This is a genomic window from Paenochrobactrum glaciei (assembly GCF_039522165.1).
Taxonomy (GTDB): domain Bacteria; phylum Pseudomonadota; class Alphaproteobacteria; order Rhizobiales; family Rhizobiaceae; genus Paenochrobactrum; species Paenochrobactrum glaciei.
The window spans coordinates 96,436-120,785 of the sequence record NZ_BAAADE010000005.1; the positions used below are offsets into that span (position 1 = coordinate 96,436).

27 protein-coding genes are annotated in these 24,350 nt (G+C 50.6%); 13 read left to right on the forward strand and 14 right to left on the reverse strand.

Features of this window, described 5'->3' with window-relative positions:
* The first annotated feature begins 60 nt into the window (after positions 1 to 60).
* Positions 61 to 1,296: an MFS transporter gene (locus ABDZ76_RS12890; RefSeq protein ID WP_343806126.1), complete on the forward strand. Its 1,236-nt coding sequence runs from the start codon at positions 61 to 63 to the stop codon at positions 1,294 to 1,296.
* A gap of 340 nt (positions 1,297 to 1,636) precedes the next feature.
* On the opposite strand, the gene ABDZ76_RS12895 is transcribed toward ABDZ76_RS12890, so the two are convergent.
* Entirely contained in the window at positions 1,637 to 1,819 is a 183-nt protein-coding gene (locus tag ABDZ76_RS12895; RefSeq protein WP_184222648.1) for a YdcH family protein, read from the reverse strand.
* 249 nt (positions 1,820 to 2,068) lie between these two features.
* Here ABDZ76_RS12895 and ABDZ76_RS12900 point away from each other — a divergent pair, with 249 nt between their 5' ends.
* The 5 genes from ABDZ76_RS12900 to ABDZ76_RS12920 all read left to right on the forward strand — a co-directional run bounded on the left by ABDZ76_RS12900 (position 2,069) and on the right by ABDZ76_RS12920 (position 5,254).
* Positions 2,069 to 2,272 (forward strand): YdcH family protein, encoded by a 204-nt coding sequence (locus tag ABDZ76_RS12900; RefSeq protein WP_184222534.1) that lies wholly within the window; start codon positions 2,069 to 2,071, stop codon positions 2,270 to 2,272.
* A gap of 79 nt (positions 2,273 to 2,351) precedes the next feature.
* On the forward strand, positions 2,352 to 2,852 hold the full coding sequence (gene purE, locus ABDZ76_RS12905) for a 5-(carboxyamino)imidazole ribonucleotide mutase (RefSeq protein ID WP_343806129.1): 501 nt from the start codon (positions 2,352 to 2,354) through the stop codon (positions 2,850 to 2,852).
* Complete coding sequence (locus ABDZ76_RS12910) at positions 2,842 to 3,939, forward strand: 5-(carboxyamino)imidazole ribonucleotide synthase (RefSeq protein WP_343806131.1); 1,098 nt, start codon at positions 2,842 to 2,844, stop codon at positions 3,937 to 3,939. The genes purE and ABDZ76_RS12910 overlap by 11 nt, the downstream gene beginning before the upstream one ends.
* A gap of 200 nt (positions 3,940 to 4,139) precedes the next feature.
* On the forward strand, positions 4,140 to 4,265 hold the full coding sequence (ykgO, locus tag ABDZ76_RS12915; RefSeq protein ID WP_184222528.1) for a type B 50S ribosomal protein L36: 126 nt from the start codon (positions 4,140 to 4,142) through the stop codon (positions 4,263 to 4,265).
* Positions 4,266 to 4,552: 287 nt separating this feature from the next.
* Positions 4,553 to 5,254, forward strand: a complete 702-nt coding sequence (locus ABDZ76_RS12920; RefSeq protein ID WP_343806134.1) for a tetratricopeptide repeat protein — start codon at positions 4,553 to 4,555, stop codon at positions 5,252 to 5,254.
* Positions 5,255 to 5,323: 69 nt separating this feature from the next.
* On the opposite strand, the gene pyk is transcribed toward ABDZ76_RS12920, so the two are convergent.
* Together pyk and ABDZ76_RS12930 are read right to left on the reverse strand one after the other, a co-directional pair.
* Complete coding sequence (gene pyk, locus ABDZ76_RS12925; protein ID WP_343806136.1) at positions 5,324 to 6,760, reverse strand: pyruvate kinase; 1,437 nt, start codon at positions 6,758 to 6,760, stop codon at positions 5,324 to 5,326.
* Positions 6,757 to 7,218, reverse strand: coding sequence for a DUF1036 domain-containing protein (locus tag ABDZ76_RS12930; protein WP_343806138.1), 462 nt, complete (start codon positions 7,216 to 7,218; stop codon positions 6,757 to 6,759). The genes pyk and ABDZ76_RS12930 overlap by 4 nt, the downstream gene beginning before the upstream one ends.
* 277 nt (positions 7,219 to 7,495) lie before the next feature.
* On the opposite strand from ABDZ76_RS12930, the gene ABDZ76_RS12935 reads away from it, so the two are divergent.
* Both ABDZ76_RS12935 and ABDZ76_RS12940 read left to right on the forward strand, forming a co-directional pair.
* Positions 7,496 to 8,281 (forward strand): N-formylglutamate amidohydrolase, encoded by a 786-nt coding sequence (locus ABDZ76_RS12935; RefSeq protein WP_343806140.1) that lies wholly within the window; start codon positions 7,496 to 7,498, stop codon positions 8,279 to 8,281.
* Between the two features lie 10 nt (positions 8,282 to 8,291).
* On the forward strand, positions 8,292 to 8,597 hold the full coding sequence (locus ABDZ76_RS12940) for a DUF1244 domain-containing protein (RefSeq protein WP_343806142.1): 306 nt from the start codon (positions 8,292 to 8,294) through the stop codon (positions 8,595 to 8,597).
* 66 nt (positions 8,598 to 8,663) lie between these two features.
* On the opposite strand, the gene ABDZ76_RS12945 is transcribed toward ABDZ76_RS12940, so the two are convergent.
* Positions 8,664 to 10,580: a propionyl-CoA synthetase gene (locus ABDZ76_RS12945; protein WP_343806144.1), complete on the reverse strand. Its 1,917-nt coding sequence runs from the start codon at positions 10,578 to 10,580 to the stop codon at positions 8,664 to 8,666.
* Between the two features lie 166 nt (positions 10,581 to 10,746).
* On the opposite strand from ABDZ76_RS12945, the gene ABDZ76_RS12950 reads away from it, so the two are divergent.
* The gene (locus tag ABDZ76_RS12950; protein WP_184222514.1) at positions 10,747 to 10,914 is read left to right on the forward strand and encodes a hypothetical protein; all 168 of its coding nucleotides are present in this window, start codon (positions 10,747 to 10,749) and stop codon (positions 10,912 to 10,914) included.
* Between the two features lie 90 nt (positions 10,915 to 11,004).
* Positions 11,005 to 11,265: a GapR family DNA-binding domain-containing protein gene (locus ABDZ76_RS12955; protein WP_184222512.1), complete on the forward strand. Its 261-nt coding sequence runs from the start codon at positions 11,005 to 11,007 to the stop codon at positions 11,263 to 11,265.
* Positions 11,266 to 11,348: 83 nt separating this feature from the next.
* On the opposite strand, the gene ABDZ76_RS12960 is transcribed toward ABDZ76_RS12955, so the two are convergent.
* The 3 genes from ABDZ76_RS12960 to ABDZ76_RS12970 form a co-directional block, all read right to left on the reverse strand.
* Entirely contained in the window at positions 11,349 to 11,786 is a 438-nt protein-coding gene (locus tag ABDZ76_RS12960) for a DUF1284 domain-containing protein (protein ID WP_343806147.1), read from the reverse strand.
* Positions 11,787 to 11,855: 69 nt separating this feature from the next.
* Complete coding sequence (locus ABDZ76_RS12965; RefSeq protein ID WP_343806282.1) at positions 11,856 to 12,407, reverse strand: biotin transporter BioY; 552 nt, start codon at positions 12,405 to 12,407, stop codon at positions 11,856 to 11,858.
* A gap of 370 nt (positions 12,408 to 12,777) precedes the next feature.
* On the reverse strand, positions 12,778 to 13,446 hold the full coding sequence (locus ABDZ76_RS12970) for a GntR family transcriptional regulator (RefSeq protein WP_343806149.1): 669 nt from the start codon (positions 13,444 to 13,446) through the stop codon (positions 12,778 to 12,780).
* 270 nt (positions 13,447 to 13,716) lie between these two features.
* Here ABDZ76_RS12970 and ABDZ76_RS12975 point away from each other — a divergent pair, with 270 nt between their 5' ends.
* On the forward strand, positions 13,717 to 14,466 hold the full coding sequence (locus tag ABDZ76_RS12975; protein WP_343806151.1) for a YebC/PmpR family DNA-binding transcriptional regulator: 750 nt from the start codon (positions 13,717 to 13,719) through the stop codon (positions 14,464 to 14,466).
* Positions 14,467 to 14,648: 182 nt separating this feature from the next.
* Here the strand turns inward: ABDZ76_RS12975 and rpmE are convergent, their stop codons facing one another.
* Positions 14,649 to 14,870 (reverse strand): 50S ribosomal protein L31, encoded by a 222-nt coding sequence (rpmE, locus tag ABDZ76_RS12980; protein WP_184222504.1) that lies wholly within the window; start codon positions 14,868 to 14,870, stop codon positions 14,649 to 14,651.
* A gap of 203 nt (positions 14,871 to 15,073) precedes the next feature.
* Between rpmE and ABDZ76_RS12985 the strand changes: the two genes are divergently transcribed.
* Positions 15,074 to 16,894 (forward strand): ABC transporter transmembrane domain-containing protein, encoded by a 1,821-nt coding sequence (locus tag ABDZ76_RS12985; protein ID WP_343806284.1) that lies wholly within the window; start codon positions 15,074 to 15,076, stop codon positions 16,892 to 16,894.
* 95 nt (positions 16,895 to 16,989) lie between these two features.
* Here the strand turns inward: ABDZ76_RS12985 and ABDZ76_RS12990 are convergent, their stop codons facing one another.
* From ABDZ76_RS12990 to ABDZ76_RS13015, 6 genes are all read right to left on the reverse strand, one after another.
* Positions 16,990 to 18,021, reverse strand: a complete 1,032-nt coding sequence (locus ABDZ76_RS12990; RefSeq protein WP_343806154.1) for a peptidoglycan -binding protein — start codon at positions 18,019 to 18,021, stop codon at positions 16,990 to 16,992.
* A 2-nt stretch (positions 18,022 to 18,023) separates the two neighbouring features.
* Positions 18,024 to 19,088, reverse strand: coding sequence for a flagellar motor protein MotA (locus ABDZ76_RS12995; protein ID WP_374844634.1), 1,065 nt, complete (start codon positions 19,086 to 19,088; stop codon positions 18,024 to 18,026).
* A 405-nt stretch (positions 19,089 to 19,493) separates the two neighbouring features.
* On the reverse strand, positions 19,494 to 20,285 hold the full coding sequence (locus ABDZ76_RS13000; RefSeq protein WP_343806158.1) for an inositol monophosphatase family protein: 792 nt from the start codon (positions 20,283 to 20,285) through the stop codon (positions 19,494 to 19,496).
* Between the two features lie 75 nt (positions 20,286 to 20,360).
* Positions 20,361 to 20,921: an elongation factor P gene (efp, locus tag ABDZ76_RS13005; protein WP_184222498.1), complete on the reverse strand. Its 561-nt coding sequence runs from the start codon at positions 20,919 to 20,921 to the stop codon at positions 20,361 to 20,363.
* Between the two features lie 210 nt (positions 20,922 to 21,131).
* A complete protein-coding gene (locus tag ABDZ76_RS13010; RefSeq protein WP_374844636.1) occupies positions 21,132 to 22,163 on the reverse strand; it encodes a tetratricopeptide repeat protein in 1,032 nt (343 codons plus the stop codon).
* A gap of 10 nt (positions 22,164 to 22,173) precedes the next feature.
* Complete coding sequence (locus tag ABDZ76_RS13015; RefSeq protein ID WP_343806163.1) at positions 22,174 to 22,845, reverse strand: thiamine phosphate synthase; 672 nt, start codon at positions 22,843 to 22,845, stop codon at positions 22,174 to 22,176.
* Positions 22,846 to 23,135: 290 nt separating this feature from the next.
* On the opposite strand from ABDZ76_RS13015, the gene ABDZ76_RS13020 reads away from it, so the two are divergent.
* On the forward strand, positions 23,136 to 24,329 hold the full coding sequence (locus ABDZ76_RS13020) for an OpgC family protein (protein ID WP_343806165.1): 1,194 nt from the start codon (positions 23,136 to 23,138) through the stop codon (positions 24,327 to 24,329).
* Positions 24,330 to 24,350: the final 21 nt, after the last annotated feature.

The window sequence follows — 24,350 nt, forward strand, 5'->3', positions numbered from 1 at the left end:
ATTGGCGGAGAATTCTGCCATATACAAATCAAATAACGACTGAAAATTAGGAATATTCTGTTGCGCATTTATGTTCAGGTTTTGGCTCTGTTATTTGGTACAGCTTTTTTGCTGATGGGCTCCGGCCTGCACGGGCTTCTTTTGCCATTGCGCGGTGGCGCTGAAGGTTTTTCTGTTACATCACTGGGGTTGCTTGGAACGACATGGGCAGGGGGCTTTGTCGCTGGCTGTTTGTTCGCGCCGCGTTTGGTGCGCCGTGTCGGCCATGTGCGCGCTTTTGGTATTTTTGCTGCATCCGGTGCGATCATCGCACTGCTTTCCGGCATTTATGTTGAAGTCACAACATGGATTGTGCTGCGTACATTTACCGGTTTTTCGATGGCGGGTGCTTTCATGGTAATCGAAAGCTGGCTGAATGAACGCGCCAGCAATGAAAGCCGCGGCAAGATTTTCGGCCTTTATATGATGGTCAACTACGGGGCGACCGTGACCGGTCAAATGCTGGTCTCCGCTGGTGATATACGTTCCGATCATCTCTTTATGTTTGCAGGCATTTTCTTTTGTATGTCGCTTATCCCGATTGCCATTTCCACCGCCAGCAGCCCGAAGCCACTGACGGAAGTGCAGCTTGATCTCAAGGCGCTGTTCCGCAATTCACCGGCAGCTTTTGTGGGATGTATTTTGGTGGGTATTGCCAATGGTGCATGGGGCACATTGGGCGCGGTTTATGGTGCCAAATCAGGCATCAGCAACACGCATATTGCATTGATGATGTCGGCAACCATTGCGGCCGGTGCGTTGATGCAAATTCCGGTGGGGCGTATTTCCGATCTGATTGATCGGCGCTATGTGCTGGCAGGCACGGCAACATTGGCTGCAACTGTCGGCTTGCTGACATTTTTATTCAGTCCGCAGGGCAGTGCATTGATTATTATTTCTGCTGCCTGTTATGGCGCGCTCGCCTATACGCTTTATCCGGTGGCCGTGGCACATGCTAATGATCACGCGACATCAGAAAACTTTGTCAAAATCTCCAGCGGTCTTTTGCTGCTTTATGGTTTTGGCACTATGCTCGGGCCCTTGCTGGCTGCAACGCTGATGGATTCTTTCTGGCCGTCAGGGCTATTTGCCATTACCGCAGCGTCGCATATTTCCATTGCGGTTTATGTACTGTTCCGCTCCCGCGTGCGCAAATCTGTGCCGCGACAGGAGAAGGATCAGTTCTCGACAATTTCGCCGGAGCGCAGTGCCACACCGGAAGCTTTCAAGCTTGATCCGCGTGCAGATGCTGAGTGAAAAATTAAGGGCAGGTTGCTGTTTTAAAAATCGCAACCTGCCCCTAACCGAACCGGAGACAAACCGACCGGTTACGGATGTGATCCTGTTAAATCTGACAGGAAAATGGCAGCGGCAGATAGCGCGCGCCAGCTGTCAATTTTGACAGGTGCAAAGGATTGAGATTTTAAGGGAAAGCAGTGTGGGTAAATCCGGCTGCACGCTTTGTGCGAGAGGTGAGCTGATACCACCGATCACAAAGCGTCCAGCCTGCTAGCGGGAACCTTGGGCTTTGGTCATTATGATGGTCAAAATTGCCATCAGACTCATGCCTTTTTACGTTCCTTGGTTGATAAAATAATTAGTGTTGTGTGACTTGCTGTTTAATTTTTTCGATTTGCTCTTTGAGCTGAAGTTTTTTTCGTTTTAGGTCGGTTAAGAGAAGATTATCGATAGCCGGTGATGCCATCGCAGTGGAAATTTCCTGTTCGAGAGTACCGTGCTTCTTTTCCAGCGTGGCAAGATGGGACTCGATAGCCATCATCAATTCTCCTTGGTTGTTTCCTTCATATGTCTCAGGCTGCTCATCTGCAGCTTTATGACAAGACAATGACAGTGTGACATGAATGAGGCGATCTGTCGAATTGATAGTAGTAGCATTTTCTAACTGCAATATTTGTGCTAAAGGCATGGCGCAAACCACTAAGCAGCTTTTGAGTGTTCGAAAATCAGGTTTTGAAGTTTGAACGGTAAACGCTGTTGCATATCAACGCATTGTAAAACGGGGCACTCTATGTCCGATCAAAATCAAGCCGAAATCAGACTGGCACTGGCACGGCTGAAACAAGACCATGAAGATTTTGATGTCGCCATTAATGCCATGATAGCAACCGGATGCGACATGTTGCGCATTCAGCGGATGAAAAAGAAAAAGCTGGCGCTTAAAGATAAACAGCAGGAACTGGAAAGTCAGATCATTCCTGACATTATCGCTTAAAAAACCTCTTGTCTCGAGACCTCGTGTTCTGACCGTTGTAAGCGGCAAGGGCACCCTTTTTATTTAATAGGAAAAACCAATGACCTTAGCTCCGCGCTTCGATGTTGCAGTCATTATGGGAAGCCAGTCCGACTGGGAAACAATGCGCCATGCCGCAGAAACGCTGGCAGCACTCGGCATTCGTTTCGATGCACGCATCATCTCGGCACATCGTACGCCGGACCGGATGATGGAATTTGCTAAAGGTGCCAAGGCTGAAGGTTTTAAAGTGATTATTGCCGGTGCCGGAGGTGCTGCCCATCTGCCGGGCATGACAGCATCGCTCACACCATTGCCGGTTTTTGGTGTGCCGGTTCAGTCTAAAGCGTTGTCGGGGCAGGATTCGCTCCTTTCCATTGTGCAGATGCCAGCCGGTATTCCTGTCGGCACTATGGCGATCGGTCGCGCTGGTGCGGTTAATGCAGCGCTTCTCGCAGCAGCAGTTCTTGCGCTGCATGATGAAGAGCTGGCAGCCCGCCTTGATACATGGCGTGAAAACCAGAGCACAAGCGTTGCCGAACGCCCAAGCGATGAGGCCTGATATGTTGAAAGCAGGATCAACAATCGGCATTATCGGCGGTGGCCAGCTTGGCCGTATGCTGGCGATGGCTGCAGCACGTTTAAGCTTCCGCACTATTATTTTGGAGCCGCAGGCTGATTGTCCGGCGGCGCAGACTGCCAATCGTCAGATCGTTGCGGCCTATGATGACAAGGCAGCTTTGGCCGAGCTGGTGGAAGCTTGTGACGTTATCACCTATGAATTTGAAAATGTCTCCATCGAGGCCGTGCAGGAACTGGCTGAAAAAATCGGCGTTTATCCGCCGCCTGCCGCTTTGGAGATTTCGCAGGATCGTTTCACTGAAAAGCAGTTCTTAAACGAATCCGGTATTGCTACCGCGCCTTGGCGCCTGGTGGATGATGCCGATATGCTGGCTTCAGCACTGGCCGCTCTTGGTGGTCAGGGCATTTTGAAAACCCGCCGTTTTGGTTATGACGGTAAGGGGCAGGTGCGCTTGACGCCTGAAAACAGCAGTGGCGCAGATAAAATCAATGCAGCCCTTAAAGATATCGGCCATGCGCCGGCGATTCTCGAAGGACTGATGGGTTTTGAGCGCGAGATTTCGGTGATTGCAGCGCGTGGCCGTAATGGCGAAGTGGCGCTTTTCGACATTGCTGAAAATGTGCACAAGAACGGCATTCTGGATACATCAACTGTTCCGGCCAATATCAGCGCTGAGACCGCCGCTGCCGCTCAACTTGCAGCGGAAAAATTACTGCATGCGCTTGATTATGTCGGTGTGCTGGGGCTGGAATTTTTCGTGATGCCAGACGGCACATTAATCACCAATGAATTTGCACCGCGCGTGCATAATTCCGGCCACTGGACGGAAGCTGCCAATCCTGTGTCACAGTTTGATCAGCATATTCGTGCGGTTGCCGGATTGCCGCTTGGAGACACCACCCGCCATTCCGATTGCCGCATGGTCAATCTGATCGGTGATGATGTTTTGCAGGTGGAAGCGATTCTTGCTGAGCCGCATGCCATGCTGCATTTGTATGGAAAAGCAGAGGCTCGCGCTGGCCGCAAAATGGGGCATGTGACCTATATCAGCCCTAAGAAAGGCTGATTTTATTGTCTTTTTCCTCAAAAGGGGCAGTTTCTTATGAAGGATTTCAGGATTCTTGCCCCTTGGGAGTTGACATTTTGGCCGATATTTGTGTATTTCGGCCAACCCAATGGATAGCTTGTCTGTCCGTTTAGTAATTGGCGCCTCGGGCGCCTGTTTTTATGATGCCCGGTGACGGGCCAACCCGACCGGTGATTGACATGAAGATCAAGAATTCGCTCAAAGCGCTCAAAGCTCGTCATCGCGACTGCAAGCTTATCCGCCGTAAAGGCCGCGTTTACATCATCAATAAGACTGCTCCGCGTTTTAAAGCACGTCAGGGCTAATTTTGCACCCCGTTGTAAAACGGGGTTCAGCACTTCGGCAACGGAGAGCGCAAATTAGAATGACCGCTGAAATGTAGCTTTCGTTTTAGAAAACTACGGCAGCCTTATCGAAATAGAATGAGAGCATTTTAATCTGACAACGGATTAAAATGCTCTCATTTTTTATGCTTGTTTATGATTGTGTTTGAGACAGGCTGGCACAAAATTTGACTTGTGCAGCGGGGCTCTATGATTAAAATCAGCTCATGCTAAATTTTTGCAACGCTGCGCACGCGCATTCCGGTTTGATGAATAAGTTACAAGCGCTGGCTTGTGCCTGTGCTTGTGCGGGTGTGTTTTCGCTTGGGGTATTGTTCGTGCCTTCTGCATGGGCGCAGGATGGCTTACAGCCGATGCCAGAGCCATTACCTGAAGCATTGCAGCAGGCGCTGCAAGAGGCTGCCTCTGAGGTGGAAAAGGCCGAGCCTGAAGCCAAGGCGCCTGTCGAGGCTGCGGTAAAGCTTACACCTGAAGAGCGGCTGGATAAGCTTTTTGCCGAGCTTTTGAAAACATCCAATGAAGTGAAGGCCAGACGCATTGCTGCGCAGATTTCTGGTATCTGGGCGCAGTCCGGCAGTGCAACTGTCGATCTGCTGCTTGGCTGGTCTTATGATGCGATGAGCCAGAAGAAATATGCGGTGGCGATTGATTTTCTCGATGAAGCGGTCGCACTTGCGCCTGAGAATGCCGAAAGCTGGAATCGCCGTGCTGCCTTGCATGTGCTGAATAGTGAATATAACCGTGCCATTTATGACATCAATCGCGCTTTAGAGCTTGAACCACGCCATTTTGGTGCACTGACTGGCCTTGCGGGCATTTTGCAGGAGCGAGGCCATAAGGCGAGCGCTTTGAAGGTTTATGAGCGTATTCTGACGCTTTATCCGATGATGCGTGAAGCGCAGCGGCAGGTGCAGGCGCTGAGCGAGGAACTCAGCGATATTCACACCTGATACAAAATTGAAGGCAATAAAAAAGCGGCACTTTTGATGCCGCTTTTTTTATGTGTTGGTGCGTCTTGATTATGCGCCGCTGCTGCCATCTGTGCCGATATAGGCAATGCGTAGCATATTGGTGGAACCGGGCGTGCCAAGCGGTACACCGGCGGTGATGATAATGCGATCACCACCTTTACCAAAGTTTTCGCGATAGGTGATGCCGCAGGCGCGGTTGACCATGTCATCGAGATCTTTGGCATCTTCTGTGACTACGCAGTGCAGACCCCAGACGAGCGACAGGCGACGTGCAGTTTCAACAACCGGTGAAACGGAGATGATTCTGTTGCGCGGGCGTTCACGCGCTGCACGTAAACCCGTGGTGCCGGATGCGGTATAGGTGACGATGGCAGACAGATTGAGTGTTTCGGCAATCTGACGTGCTGCCAGCGAGATTGCGTCTGCGCCGGTTGGCTCAGGCAAAGCGCGCTGTGCGTCGATGATGGCCGGATAGGTCGGATCCTGTTCAACCTGTTCAGCAATGCGGTTCATGGTGGCAACAGCGTCAACCGGATAGGCACCGGATGCTGATTCTGCCGAGAGCATGATTGCGTCTGCACCTTCAAACACGGCAGTTGCCACGTCAGAAACTTCCGCACGTGTTGGCACAGGAGCGGTAATCATGGATTCCAGCATCTGTGTAGCAACCACAACCGGCTTACCGGCGCGGCGTGCTTTACGGGTAATCTGCTTTTGAATACCAGGTACGCTTTCAAGCGGCATTTCCACGCCGAGATCGCCGCGCGCTACCATCAACGCGTCAGACATTTCGATGATTTCATCGAGGCGGGTTACAGCCTGAGGCTTTTCAATCTTCGACATCAGGCCAACACGGCCGCGTGCGATTTTGCGCACTTCGGCCAGATCTTCCGGACGCTGAATGAAGGAGAGGGCGACCCAGTCAATCTCTTCTTTCAGAACGGCATCTAGATCGCTGCGGTCTTTTTCGGTCAGAGCGCCGACACCCAAAGTGGTATCCGGCAGGCTCACACCTTTGCGGTCAGAAATATTAGTGCCGGAAATAACTTTACACTGGATGGATGTGCCATTGCACTTTTCAGCAACCAGATGCAGCTTGCCATCATCAATCAGCAGGCGATGACCCGGCTGTACGGCTTCCAGAATTTCAGGATGAGGCAGGAAAACGCGGGTATTGTCGCCTGGTGTTTCCTGATTGTCCAAGGTGAAGGTCTGTCCGGCTTCAAGCTCGACTTTACCTTCGAGAAATTTGCCGACGCGGAGCTTTGGCCCCTGCAAATCAGCGAGAATACCGATCGGGCGACCGACCTGCTTCTCAACATTACGAATACGTTTTACCAATGTGCGCATGAGATCATGACTGGCATGGCTCATATTAATACGAAAGACGTCGGCTCCGGCTTCAAAAAGCTGGGCGATGGTTGCTTCTTCCGAAGATGCCGGGCCAAGGGTTGCGAGAATCTTGACCTTACGATTACGCTTCATGGATTGGATGTTCCTGTTACTGTAGGAGTTTCAGGCGGTGTCTCATCAGTCAGCTGGACCATCCAGCTCGATTGTTCGCCTGTGTCATATTCCTGAAAACCTGCGCGCTGGAACCCGCGTGAGAGACATTCTTCCACGCCGTTGATCCGAAATTCTTTTTCGGCCACGCACATATTCACTTTGCCATCCCAGCGACCACCACCTTCAGCATCTTCTGCATAAAGATAGTAATATCTTGATGACAAAGGTCCTTCGATCAATGTTTTGCAGCTGGACGCATTGACGTGCCACCAGCCTTCTGTGACCCAGCCGGTTTTTGCACGGTAGCCGATAGAAACGCCGACCAGATTTTGGGTGGCATTACAAACGCGAAAATCAGCGCGTGCTTCAACGCCCATCAGCGCCGTTGCCATAAGGCCTGTACCTGCAAATAAAGCTAAAAAGTGTGAAAGTCGCATTCAACGAAACCTTTCAGCGCGCAATTGACTGGTTGCTACGCTTGGAAAATTCATCTTTTGATGCTCTCTTTTCGGCAGTTTCGCATGGGATGTCAACGTGCACAACCAAAGACTTAATAGCGCTTAGTAAACAGGTCATTGCGTTCATATCATAGCCATGTCACAGCATAAATCGATTAGATTCAACTTTTATGCGAGCTGAGCGGTCATAACAAGACAATTTTTCAACTATCTGTATGATCAAAATAAAATTGGATAAAAGAAGGCCGGAATTTTTATGTCTTTTGCACCTTTTGAACTGATTGACGGTAATAAAAAATCAGGACTTTTATTGACTGCGGATCACGCCAGCCGTGCTTTGCCTGAAGCTTACGGCAGTTTGGGGCTGGAGGCTGAACAATTTGACCGCCATATCGCTTATGATATCGGCGTGGCAGAGCTGACGCGCAAACTGGCGGCAAAGCTTGATGCTCCCGCCGTATTGGGCGGATTTTCAAGATTGTTGATTGATCCCAACCGCGGCGAAGATGATCCGACGCTGATTATGCAATTATCAGATGGCGCGGTGATACCAGGCAATTATCCGATGGATGCACAGGAGCGCGAAACGCGGCTCAATGCATTTTATCGCCCTTATCATGATCAGGTTTCGGCTTTGGTGCATGATGTGCGTGGCGCGAGCGGGCGGGCGCCTTTTATTGTGTCCATTCATTCTTATACGCCGGTTTGGCGCGGTAAAGCGCGGCCATGGCATTGCGGCCTGCTTTGGGATAAAGATGACAGGGCACTGCGCCCATTATTGGAAATGCTGCGTGCTGAGCATTTACTGATTACCGGTGACAATGAGCCGTATGATGGTGCGTTGCGCAATGATGCGATGTTCAAACATGCAACATCAAAAGGCTATCCGCATATTCTGATTGAGGTTCGGCAGGATTTGATTGCCGATAATGTAGGCACAGATCAATGGGCGGCACGTTTGGCGCCGATGCTTGCAGCACTTAATCAGTTACCGGAAATGCAGGAAGTTCAGTTTTTCGGATCACGTACCGATCCGGTTTGAGGAGGCAGGAATGTCGAAAATTGATGATCAGTCACAGGTTGAATTGGAAGCGGCAGCGTTTCGTCGGTTGGTTCAGCATTTGCGTGAGTATACAGATGTGCAAAATATCGACATGATGAATTTAGCCGGTTTCTGCCGCAATTGTTTGGCAAACTGGTATAAAGATGCTGCTGAAGAAAAAGAAATTAGTCTGAGCAAAGACGAAGTGCGCGCAATTATTTACGGTATGCCATTTGATGAGTGGAAATCACGCTATCAAACGGAAGCAACCGACGCGCAAAAACAAGCTTTTGCAGCAAAAAACCACGATCATTAAGACTTGATTGTCGCTTATTAAAAAGCCGCCATGCATGATTGCAGGCGGCTTTTTATATGTGTTGAGTTAAGCTGCCTGACAGGCATTACCGATTTTGCGGTCACGCAAAGCATCCGTGATTTCATCGAGGATTGCCGGATCATCAATAGTGCCCGGCATTTTCCACGGCTCACCATCAGCAATTTTCTGGATGGTGGAGCGCAGAATTTTGCCTGAGCGGGTTTTCGGCAGACGTTTGATAACAAGTGCTAAACGGAAAGAAGCCACAGGGCCGATTTCACTGCGCACACGTTCAATACATTCAGCTTCAATGACGCTTTCCGGCCTGTCAACATTGGCTTTCAGCACCAGAAAACCGCATGGCACCTGACCTTTTAATGTGTCGGCAATACCAACGACCGCACATTCGGCGACATCAGGATGGCCGGAGATGATTTCTTCCATCGCGCCGGTGGAAAGGCGGTGGCCTGCCACATTGATGATGTCGTCAGTACGGCTCATGATATAGACATAGTTGTCTTCGTCCATATAGCCGGCATCGGAGGTTTTATAATAGCCTTCAAACTCGTCGAGATAAGATTTGCGGAACCGTTCTTCTGCATTCCAAAGCGTAACCAGACAGCCGGGTGGCAGAGGCAGCTTGATCAGCACATTGCCGAGTTCGCCACGTTTGACCTCATGGCCGCCATCATCCACCACGCGAATGTCGTAACCCGGCATGCCAACCGTTGGTGAGCCGTATTTGGTTGGCATTTTGCCCAGTCCCAACGGATTGGCAGCGATTGCCCAGCCCGTTTCGGTTTGCCACCAATGGTCGATCACCGGTACACTCAGAATGTTTTCTGCCCATTTTACGGTGTCGGGGTCGGCGCGCTCTCCGGCCAGAAACATACATTCCAGCTTGGAAAGATCATATTTCTTGACGAGCAAACCTTCCGGATCTTCTTTTTTAATTGCACGCAGGGCTGTTGGCGCGGTGAACATGATGCGGACATTATATTCGGAAATCACCCGCCAGAATGCGCCTGCATCTGGCGTGCCAACAGGTTTGCCTTCATAGATGACAGTGGTCGCACCGATGAAGAGCGGGGCATAAATAATATAAGAATGGCCGACAACCCAGCCGACATCGGAAGCCACCCAAAAAACATCGCCCGGCTTGATGCTGTATACCGCACCAACCGACCATGTGAGTGCCACCATATGGCCGCCGTGATCACGCACAACACCTTTGGGCTCGCCGGTGGTGCCGGATGTGTAGAGGATGTAAAGCCCGTCCGTTGCCAGAACCGGCACACATGGCACATGGCGGCCACGGGCAGCATCAACGGCTTGTTTATAATCGATGTCGCGGCCTTCTACCGGAATATGTGCTTTTTCGGGACGTTGCAAAATGATGCAATGCTGAACCTTGTGGCGGCTCATCTCAATCGCTTTGTCGAGCATGTCCTGATAGGCCACCACGCGGCCGGGTTCTACACCACAGGAGGCGGCGATAATCATTTTGGGAGCAGCATCATCAATGCGTGTTGCCAGTTCATGTGCGGCAAAACCACCAAAAACAACCGAATGAATGGCGCCGATACGCGCGCAAGCCATCATGGAAACAGCTGCTTCCGGGATCATCGGCATATAGATGAGCACGCGGTCACCTTTGACCACGCCGTGATCTTGCATCACCGCAGCAAGTGCTTGAACCTCTTCCAGAAGTTGCGCATAAGTTACTTTTCGTTTTTGGTTGGTGACAGGACTGTCATAGATAATGGCCGCTTGATTGCCGCGGCCTTGTTCAACGTGGCGGTCAATTGCATTATAGCAGGTATTGGTTTCGCCACCCGCAAACCAGCGGCCGTAAACGCCCTGATCTGCGTCAAAAACTTTGTCGTATGGCTTGAACCAATGCACGTTTTGCGCGGCTTCGTGCCAAAATTGATCCGGATTTTTCTGCCAGTTGGAATAAATATCCCCGTATTGCGATGCCATTCTGTTCCTCCCAAAACAGTCTGATTTTTCTGATCTTAGGCACATCCGGGGAGGTGCGTCCATAAAACTTAAGATCAATTTAGCGTTTTATGGCTATGCTATGCTCTTCTTAAGCTTCTGCTGGCAAAAGCGGAGCGCATGAAATGAATGGTTTAAGGGGACGCTGATGTCCAAAATATTGCCTGCTTTGCTGATCATTATTATGATCCTGCATATTTTCAGGCCGTTAGGATTGCCGGGTTTACGCCGCCGCAGCGATTTTTGGAAAATCGCGGTGATCGCCCTTGGCACAATGGCTTTGATAATGGGCATTCAATTGCGTGGTTACCCTTGACCATTTTGCCCCTGTCAGGCATCGAAAAGTACATATTCATGACTGCGAGTCGCAGTCAGTCACCTGTTTTAATAAATTGGAGTATCTCCTGTGGATGACATCACAACTGAAACCGCACAAACGGTAGCCGTCGGTCAGCTGCGTTCTTTCATCGAGCGTATTGAGCGTCTGGAAGAAGAAAAGAAAACCATCGGGGACGATATCAAAGAAGTTTATGCCGAGCTGAAAGGTTCGGGCTTTGATAGCAAAGCTGTTCGCACCATTATTCGCCTGCGCAAAAAAGAAGAACATGAGCGTCAGGAAGAAGAAGCGATGATCCAGCTTTATATGGATGCACTTGGTATGGGTTGAGTGATATCGCCTGTTTAAAAGCGGGGTTTGATATTCATGAAAAAGGCTGGTTGCAGGATGCTGCAACCAGCCTTTTTATATATTTAAGCCATATCGCTGCATTGTATTTTAACATGTTTGTAAGCAGAGTTCTGTGCAATATCGGTGCAAAGATCTGCCCATTCACAACCCTTGCAGGCAGAGCGGATTGTATGTTCGCTAAAAGCCGCGCGCAGCTTTAGCAATAATTGGCTGTTGAGGATGAATTTGCTGCCTTGTTGCAGGCGCACACCCAGCAATGTGCTGATATCTTCCAGTGCCGCTTGGTCGCGTAAAGTGACGCTTGCATTGTGACAATGGCAATTATCTTCGCACAAAAGTGGCATGCAAATATCATCGGGGCCGTTGACCAGTGTGATGACGGAGCCATGGCTTAAAGCTTCTGCGATCTGATCGTAATTTTCGACGAAAAAAGGTGTGTAGCCCTTGCCGATATAGGTCAGCATGCAAAGCAGATGGTGGCCGCGCAGATGAATAGTCATGAAACCATATAGTCTGTAACCTTATCCGGCTCATGTGCCGGATAGGGTTTATTTCGGTAATATGAAAGTTTAGCGGCTTGCAGCTTTCAGAATGGCTGCGCCCAGCGCAGATTTGATGACCGCGCCGATCAAAAATGGTGTTGCGCCAAAAGCAATGGCTTTTTCCATGCCGATGAGGCTTGAGAGCCAGAGTGTGCCCATGACAAGGCAAAGCGCATTGGCTGCAAGAAATGAAGCGAAGGCAAAACCCACGCGCTTACCATTCCAGCCGCGTTCAGCCAGATAACCGGTGAGGGCGGCGATAATCGGGAAGGATGCCAGATAACCGGCGGTCGGGCCTGCAAAAGCCATGATGCCACCTGAGCCGCCAGCCAGAACCGGCATGCCGGCCATGGCTTCACCAAGCCATGCCAGAACGGTGAGGGCACCCAAGCGCCAGCCGTAAAGCGCACCGATTAATGGCACCACAAGGGTCTGTAAGGTGATTGGAACCGGTATCATCGGCACTTCGACCTGCGAGGTGAGTGCAAGAATGAATGTACCGAATATAACGGCGGCAGCACGTACAGGCAGCGAGTGGCTATCAAGGTTTAAAGGGCTGAAACCTGAATGCGCATGCATCTCAATTTGGGACATAATCACTCCGTAGATAAATTATAGATAAAATCTAATTTCGATCTATATATCTGTTATGAGTTTTTATGAGAAAGCAAGCCTGTGCCTCATGAATAAGTGCGGGAAACCCATTGATTGAAATTTAACTTATTGTTTTATTTGTATAAAAAAATTACCGCACCGGTGATAAAGCCACTCAAAAATATATCTTTAAATGATATTTTATAGATAATTTTGTTTTTAAACGTGAATTAAGTGGTTGGGTTGCCTATGCGAAAAGGCAGCAGAAAGCCTTATAGGCCGTTTAATTGGCAAGGGTATGTCAGCATAAACAGCTCTAAAAACGCAAAACTCGCGTAATGATAAATGTTTGGATTTAACCGATAATGGAGAAGCCGTCGCGGATTTTGCCGGAGGCGGTTTTGACAGGTCGGTGGCCGATCCATTGTACGTGGCGTGCGAGGATCAGGCAGGCGCTGTCGGTATCACCTTTGCGCAGAGCATCAAGAATGGCGCGATGGTCGTGGTCGGTGCGTACTTCCCATTCGCTGCGCCATGTCGAAAACAAAAAGCGTGCGCTGGCTGCGTGCAGATCATCAATGGCTGCAAGCAGACGTGGCATGCCGCAAGGTTCGATAATCAAACGATGAAAGCGCCGGTTAGCGGCTTCCCATTCACGGATATTGGCGCAATTATCGCCTTCGGATGTTGCTTTCTCGGCAGCTTCCAGAATGGCGCGTGTCATGTGCGGGGCAGCATGGCGCAGTGCCAAAACCTCTAATGCTGCACGCATTTCGGCCACTTCACGCACTTCATTAATATCAAAAGAAGCAACGCGCACACCACGGCGTGGCTCGGAAATAGCCAGACCTTGCGCTTCGAGACGGCGAAAAGCTTCGCGCACCGGCACATGGCTGGTTTGAAATTCTTCCGCAATGTGATCTTGCCGCAGCTTCATGCCCGGCTCCAATGTGCCGTCGATAATACGGTCGGCTAGGATGCGGCTGATTTTGACGGCAATGGTTTCGTGCGTTTCGCTTTTCATGTAATTATAGATAATCAATAATGGCGCTATTGTCCATGGAGTCGTAATTTTTTTGCGCTAAAAGCCTGCAATATCAATCCGCAAAGCACTTGTGGCAGCGGGGGTGACTGGACGTAAGGCTGAACTTTCCGTATAAGGCCGCATCCCGTCCGGATAAGGATGGCTGGCTTGCGGTTACGGCGCAATATAAAGCGCTGCAAATAGCTTGATTTTCAAAAGCCGCCATCGCTTTTGTCCGCACGTTATTTAAAGAACCTATACAGGGGTGTCATGGCTGGTCATTCGCAGTTTAAAAATATTATGCATCGCAAGGGTCGTCAGGACGCTGTGCGCTCAAAAATCTTTTCCAAGCTCGGCAGAGAAATTACCGTTGCTGCAAAACAGGGCTTGCCTGATCCGACAATGAACCCGCGTTTGCGTCTGGCTATCCAGAACGCGAAAGCACAGTCGATGCCGAAAGATAACATTGAGCGCGCCATTAAAAAGGCTGCGGGCAATGACGGCGAGAACTATGATGAAGTGCGCTACGAAGGCCGTGGCCCGGGCGGTGTATCGGTTATCGTTGAAGCGCTGACCGACAACCGCAACCGTACCGCTTCCAATGTGCGTGCAGCATTTACCAAATCCGGTGGCGCATTGGGTGAAACCGGCTCGGTTTCCTTCATGTTCGACCGCGTTGGTGAAATCATCTACAAGCCGGAAGCCGGCGACGCTGATGCCATCATGGAAGCTGCCATTGAGTCAGGCGCTGACGACGTTCAGTCAAACGAAGATGAACATGTCATCACCTGCTCGTTCGAAAGCATTGGTGAGGTCTCCAAGGCGCTGGAAACAGCACTTGGTGAAGCTGAATCCATCAAGACTGTCTGGAAGCCTCAGAACAACACCAATGTGGATGAAGAGAAGGCGCGTTCCGTGCTCAAGCTCATCAACACTTTGGAAGATGATGATGATGTGCAGAACGTCTATGCCAACTTCGAAGTGTCCGATGAAGTAATGGCGAAACTCAGCGCTGAGTGATTCTTTGCATCATTGATGCATTGAAAAAGTCCGGTTCAATTGAGCCGGACTTTTTTTATTGGCATGTGTCAGCAAAACGCAGACATAAAAAAACCTCGCCGGAGCGAGGTCTTTTAAACTTTTGCATTTTCGGGTTTGGATCAGCGAAGCTGTAATCCCGAATTTGCCCGAGGCATACGGAATTAGATACCCAGGTTGCCGAAGCGATTCTTGAACTTGGACAGACGGCCACCGCGGTCAACCAAGGTCTGGGCGTTACCGGTCCATGCTGGATGGGTGGTAGGATCGATATCGAGGTTCATCGTATCGCCTTCTTTGCCCCATGTTGAACGGGTCTGGTATTCGGTGCCATCGGTCATCACGACCTTGATGGTGTGGTAGTCGGGATGGATATTGGCTTTCATCGATATATTCCTGAAAGATTGATAGACGATCATGCTCCAATCCAGTATCAGACTGTAGCACTTTCGCCCAATGGCAGTTATGAAGGCGCACGCCCGAAGGCGACGGCTTCCAAAAGGGTTGGCGAGCCTATACATCAGCTACACGATAATAACAAGGCGCAATCGCAATAATGGTCGCAAAGCATTCGGAAAACGTCAAGAAAATGTCAGAAGAAGTTAACAATAAGCGTAAGAGATCAGTAAAACCCCTGCGGCGCATGTTGCCATTTTTGGCGCGGTATAAGCTTCTGGTTTTAGGTGCGCTGGTTTCTCTCGTTGCTGCTGCCACAACTACGCTGATGGTGCCGATTGCCGTGCGCCGCATGGTCGATAACGGGTTTTCCACCGATAACAGCACATTCATCAATAACTATTTCGGCATGTTGGTGCTGCTGGCGCTGATGCTGGCGCTGGCTTCAGGCTTGCGTTACTTCTTCGTGATTACGCTTGGTGAGCGTGTTGTCGCTGATTTGCGCAATGCGGTTTTTGATCATGTGACCAAACTGTCGCAGGATTTCTTTGATCGCTCCAATTCCGGTGAAATTGTCTCACGTCTGTCTGCCGATACGACTCAGATCAAATCAGCTGTTGGTGCTACGGCATCTGTTGCGCTGCGCAATATCATCATGGGGCTTGGTGCGGTTGGTATGATGGTGGTAACGAGCCCGAAATTATCGGCGTTGGTCATTGGTGCGATTCCATTGATCGTACTGCCGTTGATTGCTTTTGGCCGTTCGGTGCGCCGTCGTTCACGCGCAGCACAGGATATGCTGGCCAATGCCAATAGCTATGCCGGTGAGCAGATCAGCGCTATGCGCACGCTTCAGGCTTTTACCAATGAAAAAATGGTGATCAGTCGTTTTGCCAAAGCGGTGGAAAATGCTTTTGCTGCGGCACGTTCTTCGGTGTTTGCACGCGCGATTCTCACCTCTTTTGCTATTTTCATGGTTTTTTCCAGCGTCGTCGGCGTGTTGTGGTTCGGCTCCAATGATGTGTTGTCGGGCACAATGAGCGCCGGTCAGCTCGGACAGTTCCTGCTTTATGCAGTGTTTGCGGCCAGTTCCTTGGGTCAATTGTCGGAAGTCTGGGGCGAGCTGGCACAAGCTGCCGGTGCCACCGAGCGTCTGACTGAAATTCTGGATGAAATACCGGCAATTGCTGCGCCGTCTAATCCGGTTGCTTTGCCTGTTCCGGCTCTTGGCGAAATCAGCTTTGAAAATGTTGTTTTCCATTATCCTGCACGCCCTGAAAAAGCGGCTTTGGCTGGTCTTGATTTCAGTGTGAAACCGGGTGAAAGCGTGGCGATTGTCGGGCCATCGGGTGCCGGGAAGAGTACGATTTTCTCGCTTCTTCTGCGTTATTATGATCCGCAGTCAGGTACTATCCGGGTTGATGGTGTGGCGCTTCCTGAAGCTGATCCGCTGGCAATCCGTGGCCGCATGGCGGTGGTGCCGCAGGATGTGGCAATCTTTGCCAGTACTTTACGTGAAAACATTGCCTTTGGCCGTCCTGATGCAACGGATGAGGACATTATCGCTGCCGCCAAAGCAGCCTTGGCGCATGATTTCATCATGGCGCTGGAAAAAGGCTACGACACATTAGTCGGCGAGCGCGGCATGACCCTTTCCGGTGGTCAGCGTCAGAGAATCGCTATTGCGCGCGCTATCTTGCGCGATGCACCGATTCTGTTGCTGGATGAGGCTACCTCTGCGCTTGATGCTGAAAGCGAAATGTTGGTGCAGAAGGGCTTGGAGCATTTGATGACAGGTCGCACCACGCTAGTGGTGGCGCACCGTTTGGCCACTGTGCTCAAGGCAGACCGCATTCTGGTGGTGGATGAGGGACGCATCATTGAAGAAGGCACCCATGCTTCTCTGGTGCAAAAAGACGGGGTTTATGCCCGTCTTGCCAAGCTGCAATTTGAAGCCGGCGCCGGAGTCTTTTCTCAAGAAAGCGTTCTTTCTAAAGGAGATGCGGCTGAATAAGCGATCAAGCTGTTGAAATGAAAAGGCCTTGGGGATGTTTCACCCCAAGGCCTTTTTTATGTTCAGACTGTTTCTCTAAACAGGGGAAACAGGTTTTAGCGTTCGGTGAGTTTCAACTCGATACGCCGGTTTTTTGCCCGTGCATCACTATCATCCGAATCATCCAGCGGCTGATATTCGCCAAAGCCGGCAGCCACCAAGCGATTGGCCGGAACACCATTGGCTATCAGGAATTTAACCACGGATGTGGCACGCGCAGAGGAGAGCTCCCAATTGTCGCGGAAACGTCCGGTGCCAATCAGAGGAATATTATCGGTGTGACCGTCCACACGCAAAATCCAGTTGATGTCATCAGGGATTTCATTGTTGAGCGTAATCACCGCATCAGCAAGCTTCTTCATCTCAACCAGCCCTGCCGGATTAATATCGGATGAGCCGGTCGGGAAAAGCACTTCTGACTGGAAGACGAAGCGGTCGCCGACGATGCGGATATTTTCCTTATCCGAGAGAATTTCACGCAAGCGTCCGAAGAAGTCGGAGCGATAGCGGTTCAATTCCTGCACCCGTTGGGCAAGAGCCACATTCAATCGTTTGCCGAGATCCGCAATCTTGGCATTTGATTCTTTGTCGCGGGCTTCTGAGGCATTGAGCGCTTCTTCCAGCGCACCAATCTGGCGTCTGAGCGCAGCAATCTGCTGGTTGAGAAGCTCGACCTGTGAAAGGGCGCGGGCGCTGATCTGCTTTTCCTGATCAAGGCTGGCGTTTAAATCACCGATCTTTTTATCCGCAGCTATACCGGCACCGCTGCCTTCATTGAGCAGGCTTTGCAGGCGCGAGCGCTCGCTTTCAGCCGAGGAGAGGGAGGCTTGCAGATTGGCGATGGTATCTTGCAAGTCCTGAGCATTGCCGCGTTCCAGCGACAAAAGCTGCGTCAGTTCATTGATCTGGCTGTTGAGGCGCGCCAAAACATCGTCTTTGTCGCTGACTTCACGGCTGAGCAGAAACTGCGCCAGCACAAAGACAGTGAGCAAAAACATGATTGCCAGCAGCAATGTTGAAAGCGCATCAACAAAGCCCGGCCAATAATCGACTTGCCGGTTTTGCCGGCGGCTGCGTGAAAGAGCCATCTTTAACGGCTCCCGCCCGAATGATTATTGTTGCGGTTGGTTTCATTGAGCGTTGTTGAGAGTTTCTCAAGCGTTTCGCGGATTGCCTGCTGGTCTTCTGCCTGACGCTCGGCCCAGTCACGCATTAATTGCTGCTCATTGCGCATATTTTTCACCAAGGCGTGGATGCCTTCGGCCAGATTAGCAAGGGCAGCGGTAGTGCGCTGGTTCGGGCTGCCATTTTCCTGCATGGATTGCAGACGGTTGGCGATATCACGAATGTCTTCGGTTGAACCTTGAGCTGTGGCAGCCCCTTGATTGAGGTCGGAGCCGAGATCAGTCACAGTGGAGAGCCAGTTTTCAAGTTCGGTATAAAAACGGTTCTGCGCACGTCCTGCCTGCAAATCCAGAAAGCCTAGAATCAGCGAGCCGGAAAGGCCGAAAAGTGATGAGGAAAAGGCTGTGCCCATGCCGCTCAACGGTGCTTGCAAGCCAGCCTTCAACGCATCCAGCACATCATTGGTGCTGCCCGATGCCGGATCAAGGGTTTGGATCGTGTTGCCGATGGAGCCGATGGTTTCCAGCAAACCCCAGAACGTACCAAGCAAGCCTAAGAACACCAACAGACCAATAAAATAGCGGGAAATATCGCGGCTTTCATCAAGGCGGGTGGCAATCGAATCAAGGATTGAGCGCATTGAGGTGGTGGAAAGCGCCATCGAGCGCTGATGGCCGATTAATGTACGCATCGGCGCAAGCAGAACCGGCGGGCGGGATGTGCTGCCGTCATCACCACGGCGCAGTGAATTGACCCAGCGGATTTCCGGCATCAGGCGGATGACTTGCCCGAAGGCGAGCAAAATACCGGCAAGCAAAACGCCAAGGATCAGGCCGTTTAGCCCCGGATTGGTGACAAAGAAAGTGTGGATCTGGCGGGAGAGAACCGCGGCGAGAAAAGCCACAATAATCAGGAAGATAATCATGGTAATCATGACCATCCGCGGCGTTGACATAGGCGTCGGCATATAATCCGCGTTAAAATTCCTGGTGAAAGTCCCGGCTTGCTGGTCGCGCTTTTCAGCCTGCATCACTTATCTTCTCCACTGCCGTCCGATTCATTTATCTTGAAGCTAGCTTATAATTTATAGACTGTGAAATAGGGTAATCGTTTGTCGGCAATATTAAATGCCGGAAAATCAACATATGCATTTAATCTATAAAAGAATACGGGCATTTATTCTGTCCCAATTTTTAAATGCAAAATTGGGATTTGCGATGAGGCAAAAATCGTGTTTTTTACTCTCATTCACAATGAACGATGAGTATAGAAAACGATGATTGGCGGCTGTTCTTTTTTAAACAGCATGATGGTTGCAAAAGCAGTTTATCAAATCGTGACTTTTTAATTTCAATTTTCAGAGCAAATTTTTAGCATAAAAAATGCCGGCTTCGCGAGAGGCCGGCATTTTTAAAGGTCAGATCTGATATTGCTATCAGATCGGCTTTTTCAGGGTTGCCATCAGTGCTCTGTGGATGGCTTCATTACCGGCCACAATGCCCTTGGTGTCAAACATATCCTGACCGCCGTTTTTGTCGGACACAAAACCACCGGCTTCACGGATCATGAGAATGCCTGCTGCCATATCCCACGGCTGCAAATCATCTTCCCAGAAACCGTCAAGACGACCGGCAGCAACATAGGCCAGATCAAGTGCGGCAGCGCCCATACGGCGGATACCGGCTGAATCAGCCATGATGTTGCGCAGTTCCACCAGATAATGGCCATGATGGCCACGGCCGATATGCGGAATGCCGGTGCCGATAACAGCATCAACCATTTTGCTGCGTGCTGCCACGCGCAAACGACGGTCGTTGAGGAAAACCCCGCCGCCGCGTTCTGCGGTGTAAAGCTCGTCCATTGCCGGATTGTAGATGACGCCGGCAACGATTTGTCCCTGACGCTCCAGCGCAATAGAGACGGCAAACATCGGAATCCCGTGCAGGAAGTTGGTGGTGCCGTCGAGAGGGTCAATGATCCAGCGGTGCTGGGCGTCACTGCCTTCAACCGCGCCGGATTCTTCCATCAGGAAGCTGTAATCCGGCCGCGCTTTTTTCAGCTCGGTGAAGATGATCTGTTCGGCCTTGCGGTCTGCCTGACTAACATAGTCGCCAGGGCCTTTAAGCGAGACCTGAAGGTTCTGAACCTCACCGAAGTCACGGGCGAGTGAGCGTCCGGCCTTCATTGCGGCCTGAACCATAACATTGAGTACGGCTGAACGCGCCATGCCTAATCCGTCCTAATTTCTTGTTTATCAGTTTTGCGATCAGCTTGGCTGACTGAAACGTCAGCCGACCGCTGATTATGCGCGGCTGATATAGGTTAATTCGTTGGTATCGACGATAACGCGTTCACCTGCTTCAATGAATGGTGGAACGAGTACACGGATGCCATTTTCAAGAATTGCAGGCTTGTAAGAAGAAGCCGCAGTCTGACCTTTAACAACAGGATCAGCTTCGGTGATTGTCAGTGTAACCTGATCCGGAAGGCGGATACCGATCGGACGCTCTTCGTGCAATTCAACGGTGACCATCATGCCATCCTGCAAGAATGCAGCGCGGTCGCCAACAAAATCTTTAGGCAGTTCGAGCTGTTCGTAGGATTCGGTGTCCATGAAAATCAGTGCTTCGCCCTGTTCGTACAAGAAGGAGAAATCCTTCTGTTCGAGACGGACGCGTTCAACGGTTTCAGCTGCGCGGAAACGTTCGTTCAGCTTGGTGCCGTTGATGAGGTTCTTCAGTTCAACCTGATTATATGCGCCGCCTTTACCAGGCTTAACCGCATTGGTTTTAACTGCTACCCAAAGACCGCCGGCATGCTCAATAACGTTGCCTGGGCGGATTTCATTACCATTGATCTTCATAAAATTGATCCGGAAATAGCGTGAAAGGGAAGTGCGGATTGCTATGATAGACCAATACCGCAATAATCGACTTTCCAAGACCACAAAAAGCGGATTTTGGCAAGCTTAAAGCATGTTTTAGCCAATTTGCCCCAATAATCGGCTTGGATTTTCGCCACCTGAACTGACAGGTTTAGAGCAAGGATTACAAGACCAGTGATTAGCGAGTGATTATTGGCGCAGTGTCTCGGCGATTTTTCTGGCACGTTCAATTTGCTCATCTTCCAGCCCGTCCAGCATGGAATCAAGGTCAAAAGCCGTGAGGCCTGAACGGCGGGCAACAAAATACCACGCAGCCGCAGTCACTGTGTCGCCGTCGGTTCCCAAACCATCGCGATAGAGGCGGGCAAGACGCGCTTGTGCTGCCACATTGCCGTTGCGTGCGGCTTGCAACATCCATTTGAAACCGGCATCAAAATTGCGCTCGCCACCGCGCCCTTCCACCAGCCATGTAGCCAGATCAAGCTGGGCGGTGTCGTAGTTTTTTTGTGCGGCGCGCAGCAAGAAAAACCGTGCTTCTGCTTCATCCTGTTTAATGGCACTGGTGCCGTTGGCCAAAATCTGGCTCACAGCATATTCCGCATCGGCAAGGTTGCTGTCTGAGGCTTTTTGAAACCACGGATAGGCTGCTTCAATGCCTTTTTCACCGGGGTTATTTTGCATCAAAATCTGCGCGTAATTAAACTGCGCCATGGCGTTACCGGCTTCGGCTGCGGCTTTCATCAGGCTTTCAGCCTGCGCCTTGTCTGCTTTGACATGTTTGCCATCAAGCAACAGTACTGCATATTGAAACTGCGCATGAACATCATTTTGTGCGGCAGCTTTACTATACCATTCAGCGGCAAGTTTCGGGTCAACCGGCACACCGAGCCCGCGTGAATAAATTTCGCCAAGCAGGGTTTGTGCAGCAGCTTCACCGGCTTCAGCGCGAGGCTTGGCAAGGCTTAAAGCGGTGAGATAAAGCCCGCGCTGATAAGCGCCGAAAGCCGCATCCGTGGGTTTAGCACCAAAGCGGTTCGGATCAATTTCAATCAATTCATTGGGCAGTTCATCAGTGGTGGCTGGTTGCGGCAGCATGTTGGGCCGGTCCGTTTTGCCTGTTTCAACCGCCGGAGTGCTTGGCTCCACGGCTGCAAAAGCCGGTGTCGCGGCAATGGATATTGCCGCGACACTGATGAAGCCTGAAAGAAATGACCGAAGCATTTGCATATAATCAGCTCTCAAACTGCGGAGCGTTTTCGTCCAGCAGACGGTTGGCTTCAGCCACGGCTTCGGCCGGATTTTCTGCCTGAAAGACGCAAGCCCCGAGGGCTACAAATTCTGCGCCGGTTTCAGCTGCAGCAATAATGCTCTGCATATCGCTGCCTGCCTGCACAATGGCCGGAATTTCAACCATTTGTGCCCACCACTCGGCCAAATTCAAATTGCGCGGATGGGCATCCGGTTTGTTGTCTGCACCGATTTTGCCGAAGAAGACAAAATCAGGCTGCAACTCACCAATGGCTAAACACGAGTGACGGTCACGCAAGTTGCCGGTGCCGACAATCAGCTTTGGTGTATAGCGTTCAATCGCTTCAGCAACGGTTTCCTGATTGCCTTCAATATGGAGGCCATCAGCACCAACGCGACCGGCAATGCGGGTATCATTGAGAATAAGCGCTGCTGCGCCTGCCTGCTGGATGAGCGGCACGACTTTTTCTGCAAAAGCCTGAAACTGCGTTTCATCGGCATTGGTGGTGTCGAGAATAACGCTTGCAACATCGCCGCCTGACAAAGCCTGTTCCAGCTGTGTGGTGAGTTTGGCGGCATCGCTCAATGGTGGTGTTACCAGAACAACACGGCAGCGGTTCTCGAAGCTATTTGTCTGTGTGTTATTTGTTGTCATGGAAACAGCTTAAATCCTTAAATTTTGATCGAATTCGGGCATAGAACAAGTAAACCAGATTGAACAGCCCCGATCATGCCTGTTGTCACTTTGTTATACACTGGAAGGAAAGTTGATTTTCATAAACCATAAACTGCCCCATTCCCGCGCTATATTAAAGCCAGTGATATGTCTGCGATACCTGAATAATCAATGTTGTGCAAAGCAGTACGGCTTTTTTCAGGTGAAAAAGCCAGGTGAGGTATCACCGGTCTGACAATGGCAATTTGAGTTGATGGGGTAGAAATAATATGACCAATACTATGAGCGCAAAACGGGACAGTCGTATTGATGTCTTCAGAGCATTGGCATTGCTGACTATTTTCATCAATCATGTCCCCGGCACAATTTATGAAAACTTTACCCATAAAAATCTCGGATTTTCGGACGCGACAGAGGCTTTCGTGCTCATTTCCGGTATGGCAGTAGCCCTTGCTTATGGCAATAAATTCATTTCCGGCAATCGTTTGCTGTTAAGCCTTAAAATGTGGCGCCGTGCCGGTGTGCTTTATGTTTCGCATATGATGACCACTCTGGTGACAATTGCGATTTTTGCCGGTGCTGCCATTCTTTTCAGCCGGCCTGAGTTTTTGAACCAGATCAATATCGGCCCTTTGATGGAAAAACCGGCTGAGGCTATGACAGGACTGGTTATTCTCGGTCATCAGCTTGGTTATAATAATATCCTTTCCATGTATGGCGTCTTGTTGCTGATGACGCCTGCCTTATTGTTACTGGCGCGTGTGAGCCTGCCACTTTTGCTGGCGGTATCAGGTGCTGTTTGGCTGGCTGCCGGTTTTTTTCATATTGCACCGCCTAATTTCCCTAATGATGGGGTTTGGTTTCTCAATCCGTTTTCCTGGCAGTTTTTGTTTGCCATCGGTATTGCCGGAACGATCCATGTGCGTAATGGCGGAGAAATTCCGGTACGCGGCTGGATGATGGCACTCGCCGCCGGTTATCTCGTTCTGGCGCTTGTCTGGGTGCGCTGGCCTTTATGGGGTGTGGATATTTCTTTCGGCCTGCCGATGGTTCTGGCAGGTTTTGACAAGACCTTCCTGTCCTTGCCACGTCTGCTGCATATTCTTTCTATCGTCTATCTGCTTGCGGCTATTCCGGCTTTGGCGAATTTGGCGCGCACCGCTCATGACCATCCATTGGCGATTTTGGGTCGCCATTCACTGCCGATTTTCATCGCGGGTACTTTGCTTGCCATGGTGGCGCAGGTGATGAAGCTGGTTAATCCGGGTGGTTTTTGGGATGATACATTGCTGATTGCCGCTGGTATCGTCGCGCAATTTGCATTTGCTTATTATCTGGAATGGCTATCCGCGATGAAACAGAAGGCCAGAACCAATGCGGCACCGGTGGCGGCACAGCCTGTCAAGGTGAAGCTGGAGCCAAAAGCCGAGCCAAAACCAAAACCGGCCTTCGGAACGGTATAATTTGTGCTTCAGATGTTACTA

Coding starts and splice junctions, on each gene's coding strand:
- ABDZ76_RS12945 (WP_343806144.1), bottom strand. CDS start 10,580: ATGGCATCGCAATACGGGGATATTTATTCCAACTGGCAGAAAAATCCG.
- purE (WP_343806129.1), top strand. CDS start 2,352: ATGACCTTAGCTCCGCGCTTCGATGTTGCAGTCATTATGGGAAGCCAG.
- ABDZ76_RS12920 (WP_343806134.1), top strand. CDS start 4,553: ATGAATAAGTTACAAGCGCTGGCTTGTGCCTGTGCTTGTGCGGGTGTG.
- efp (WP_184222498.1), bottom strand. CDS start 20,921: ATGAAGATCAATGGTAATGAAATCCGCCCAGGCAACGTTATTGAGCAT.
- ABDZ76_RS12970 (WP_343806149.1), bottom strand. CDS start 13,446: ATGAAAAGCGAAACGCACGAAACCATTGCCGTCAAAATCAGCCGCATC.
- ABDZ76_RS12900 (WP_184222534.1), top strand. CDS start 2,069: ATGTCCGATCAAAATCAAGCCGAAATCAGACTGGCACTGGCACGGCTG.
- ABDZ76_RS12985 (WP_343806284.1), top strand. CDS start 15,074: ATGTCAGAAGAAGTTAACAATAAGCGTAAGAGATCAGTAAAACCCCTG.
- ABDZ76_RS12930 (WP_343806138.1), bottom strand. CDS start 7,218: ATGCGACTTTCACACTTTTTAGCTTTATTTGCAGGTACAGGCCTTATG.
- ABDZ76_RS13010 (WP_374844636.1), bottom strand. CDS start 22,163: ATGCTTCGGTCATTTCTTTCAGGCTTCATCAGTGTCGCGGCAATATCC.
- ABDZ76_RS12965 (WP_343806282.1), bottom strand. CDS start 12,407: ATGCATGCGCATTCAGGTTTCAGCCCTTTAAACCTTGATAGCCACTCG.
- ABDZ76_RS12940 (WP_343806142.1), top strand. CDS start 8,292: ATGTCGAAAATTGATGATCAGTCACAGGTTGAATTGGAAGCGGCAGCG.
- ABDZ76_RS12950 (WP_184222514.1), top strand. CDS start 10,747: ATGTCCAAAATATTGCCTGCTTTGCTGATCATTATTATGATCCTGCAT.
- ABDZ76_RS13000 (WP_343806158.1), bottom strand. CDS start 20,285: ATGGCGCGTTCAGCCGTACTCAATGTTATGGTTCAGGCCGCAATGAAG.
- ABDZ76_RS12990 (WP_343806154.1), bottom strand. CDS start 18,021: ATGGCTCTTTCACGCAGCCGCCGGCAAAACCGGCAAGTCGATTATTGG.
- ABDZ76_RS12975 (WP_343806151.1), top strand. CDS start 13,717: ATGGCTGGTCATTCGCAGTTTAAAAATATTATGCATCGCAAGGGTCGT.
- ykgO (WP_184222528.1), top strand. CDS start 4,140: ATGAAGATCAAGAATTCGCTCAAAGCGCTCAAAGCTCGTCATCGCGAC.
- ABDZ76_RS12895 (WP_184222648.1), bottom strand. CDS start 1,819: ATGATGGCTATCGAGTCCCATCTTGCCACGCTGGAAAAGAAGCACGGT.
- rpmE (WP_184222504.1), bottom strand. CDS start 14,870: ATGAAAGCCAATATCCATCCCGACTACCACACCATCAAGGTCGTGATG.
- ABDZ76_RS13020 (WP_343806165.1), top strand. CDS start 23,136: ATGACCAATACTATGAGCGCAAAACGGGACAGTCGTATTGATGTCTTC.
- ABDZ76_RS12910 (WP_343806131.1), top strand. CDS start 2,842: ATGAGGCCTGATATGTTGAAAGCAGGATCAACAATCGGCATTATCGGC.
- ABDZ76_RS12995 (WP_374844634.1), bottom strand. CDS start 19,088: ATGCAGGCTGAAAAGCGCGACCAGCAAGCCGGGACTTTCACCAGGAAT.
- ABDZ76_RS12960 (WP_343806147.1), bottom strand. CDS start 11,786: ATGACTATTCATCTGCGCGGCCACCATCTGCTTTGCATGCTGACCTAT.
- pyk (WP_343806136.1), bottom strand. CDS start 6,760: ATGAAGCGTAATCGTAAGGTCAAGATTCTCGCAACCCTTGGCCCGGCA.
- ABDZ76_RS13015 (WP_343806163.1), bottom strand. CDS start 22,845: ATGACAACAAATAACACACAGACAAATAGCTTCGAGAACCGCTGCCGT.
- ABDZ76_RS12935 (WP_343806140.1), top strand. CDS start 7,496: ATGTCTTTTGCACCTTTTGAACTGATTGACGGTAATAAAAAATCAGGA.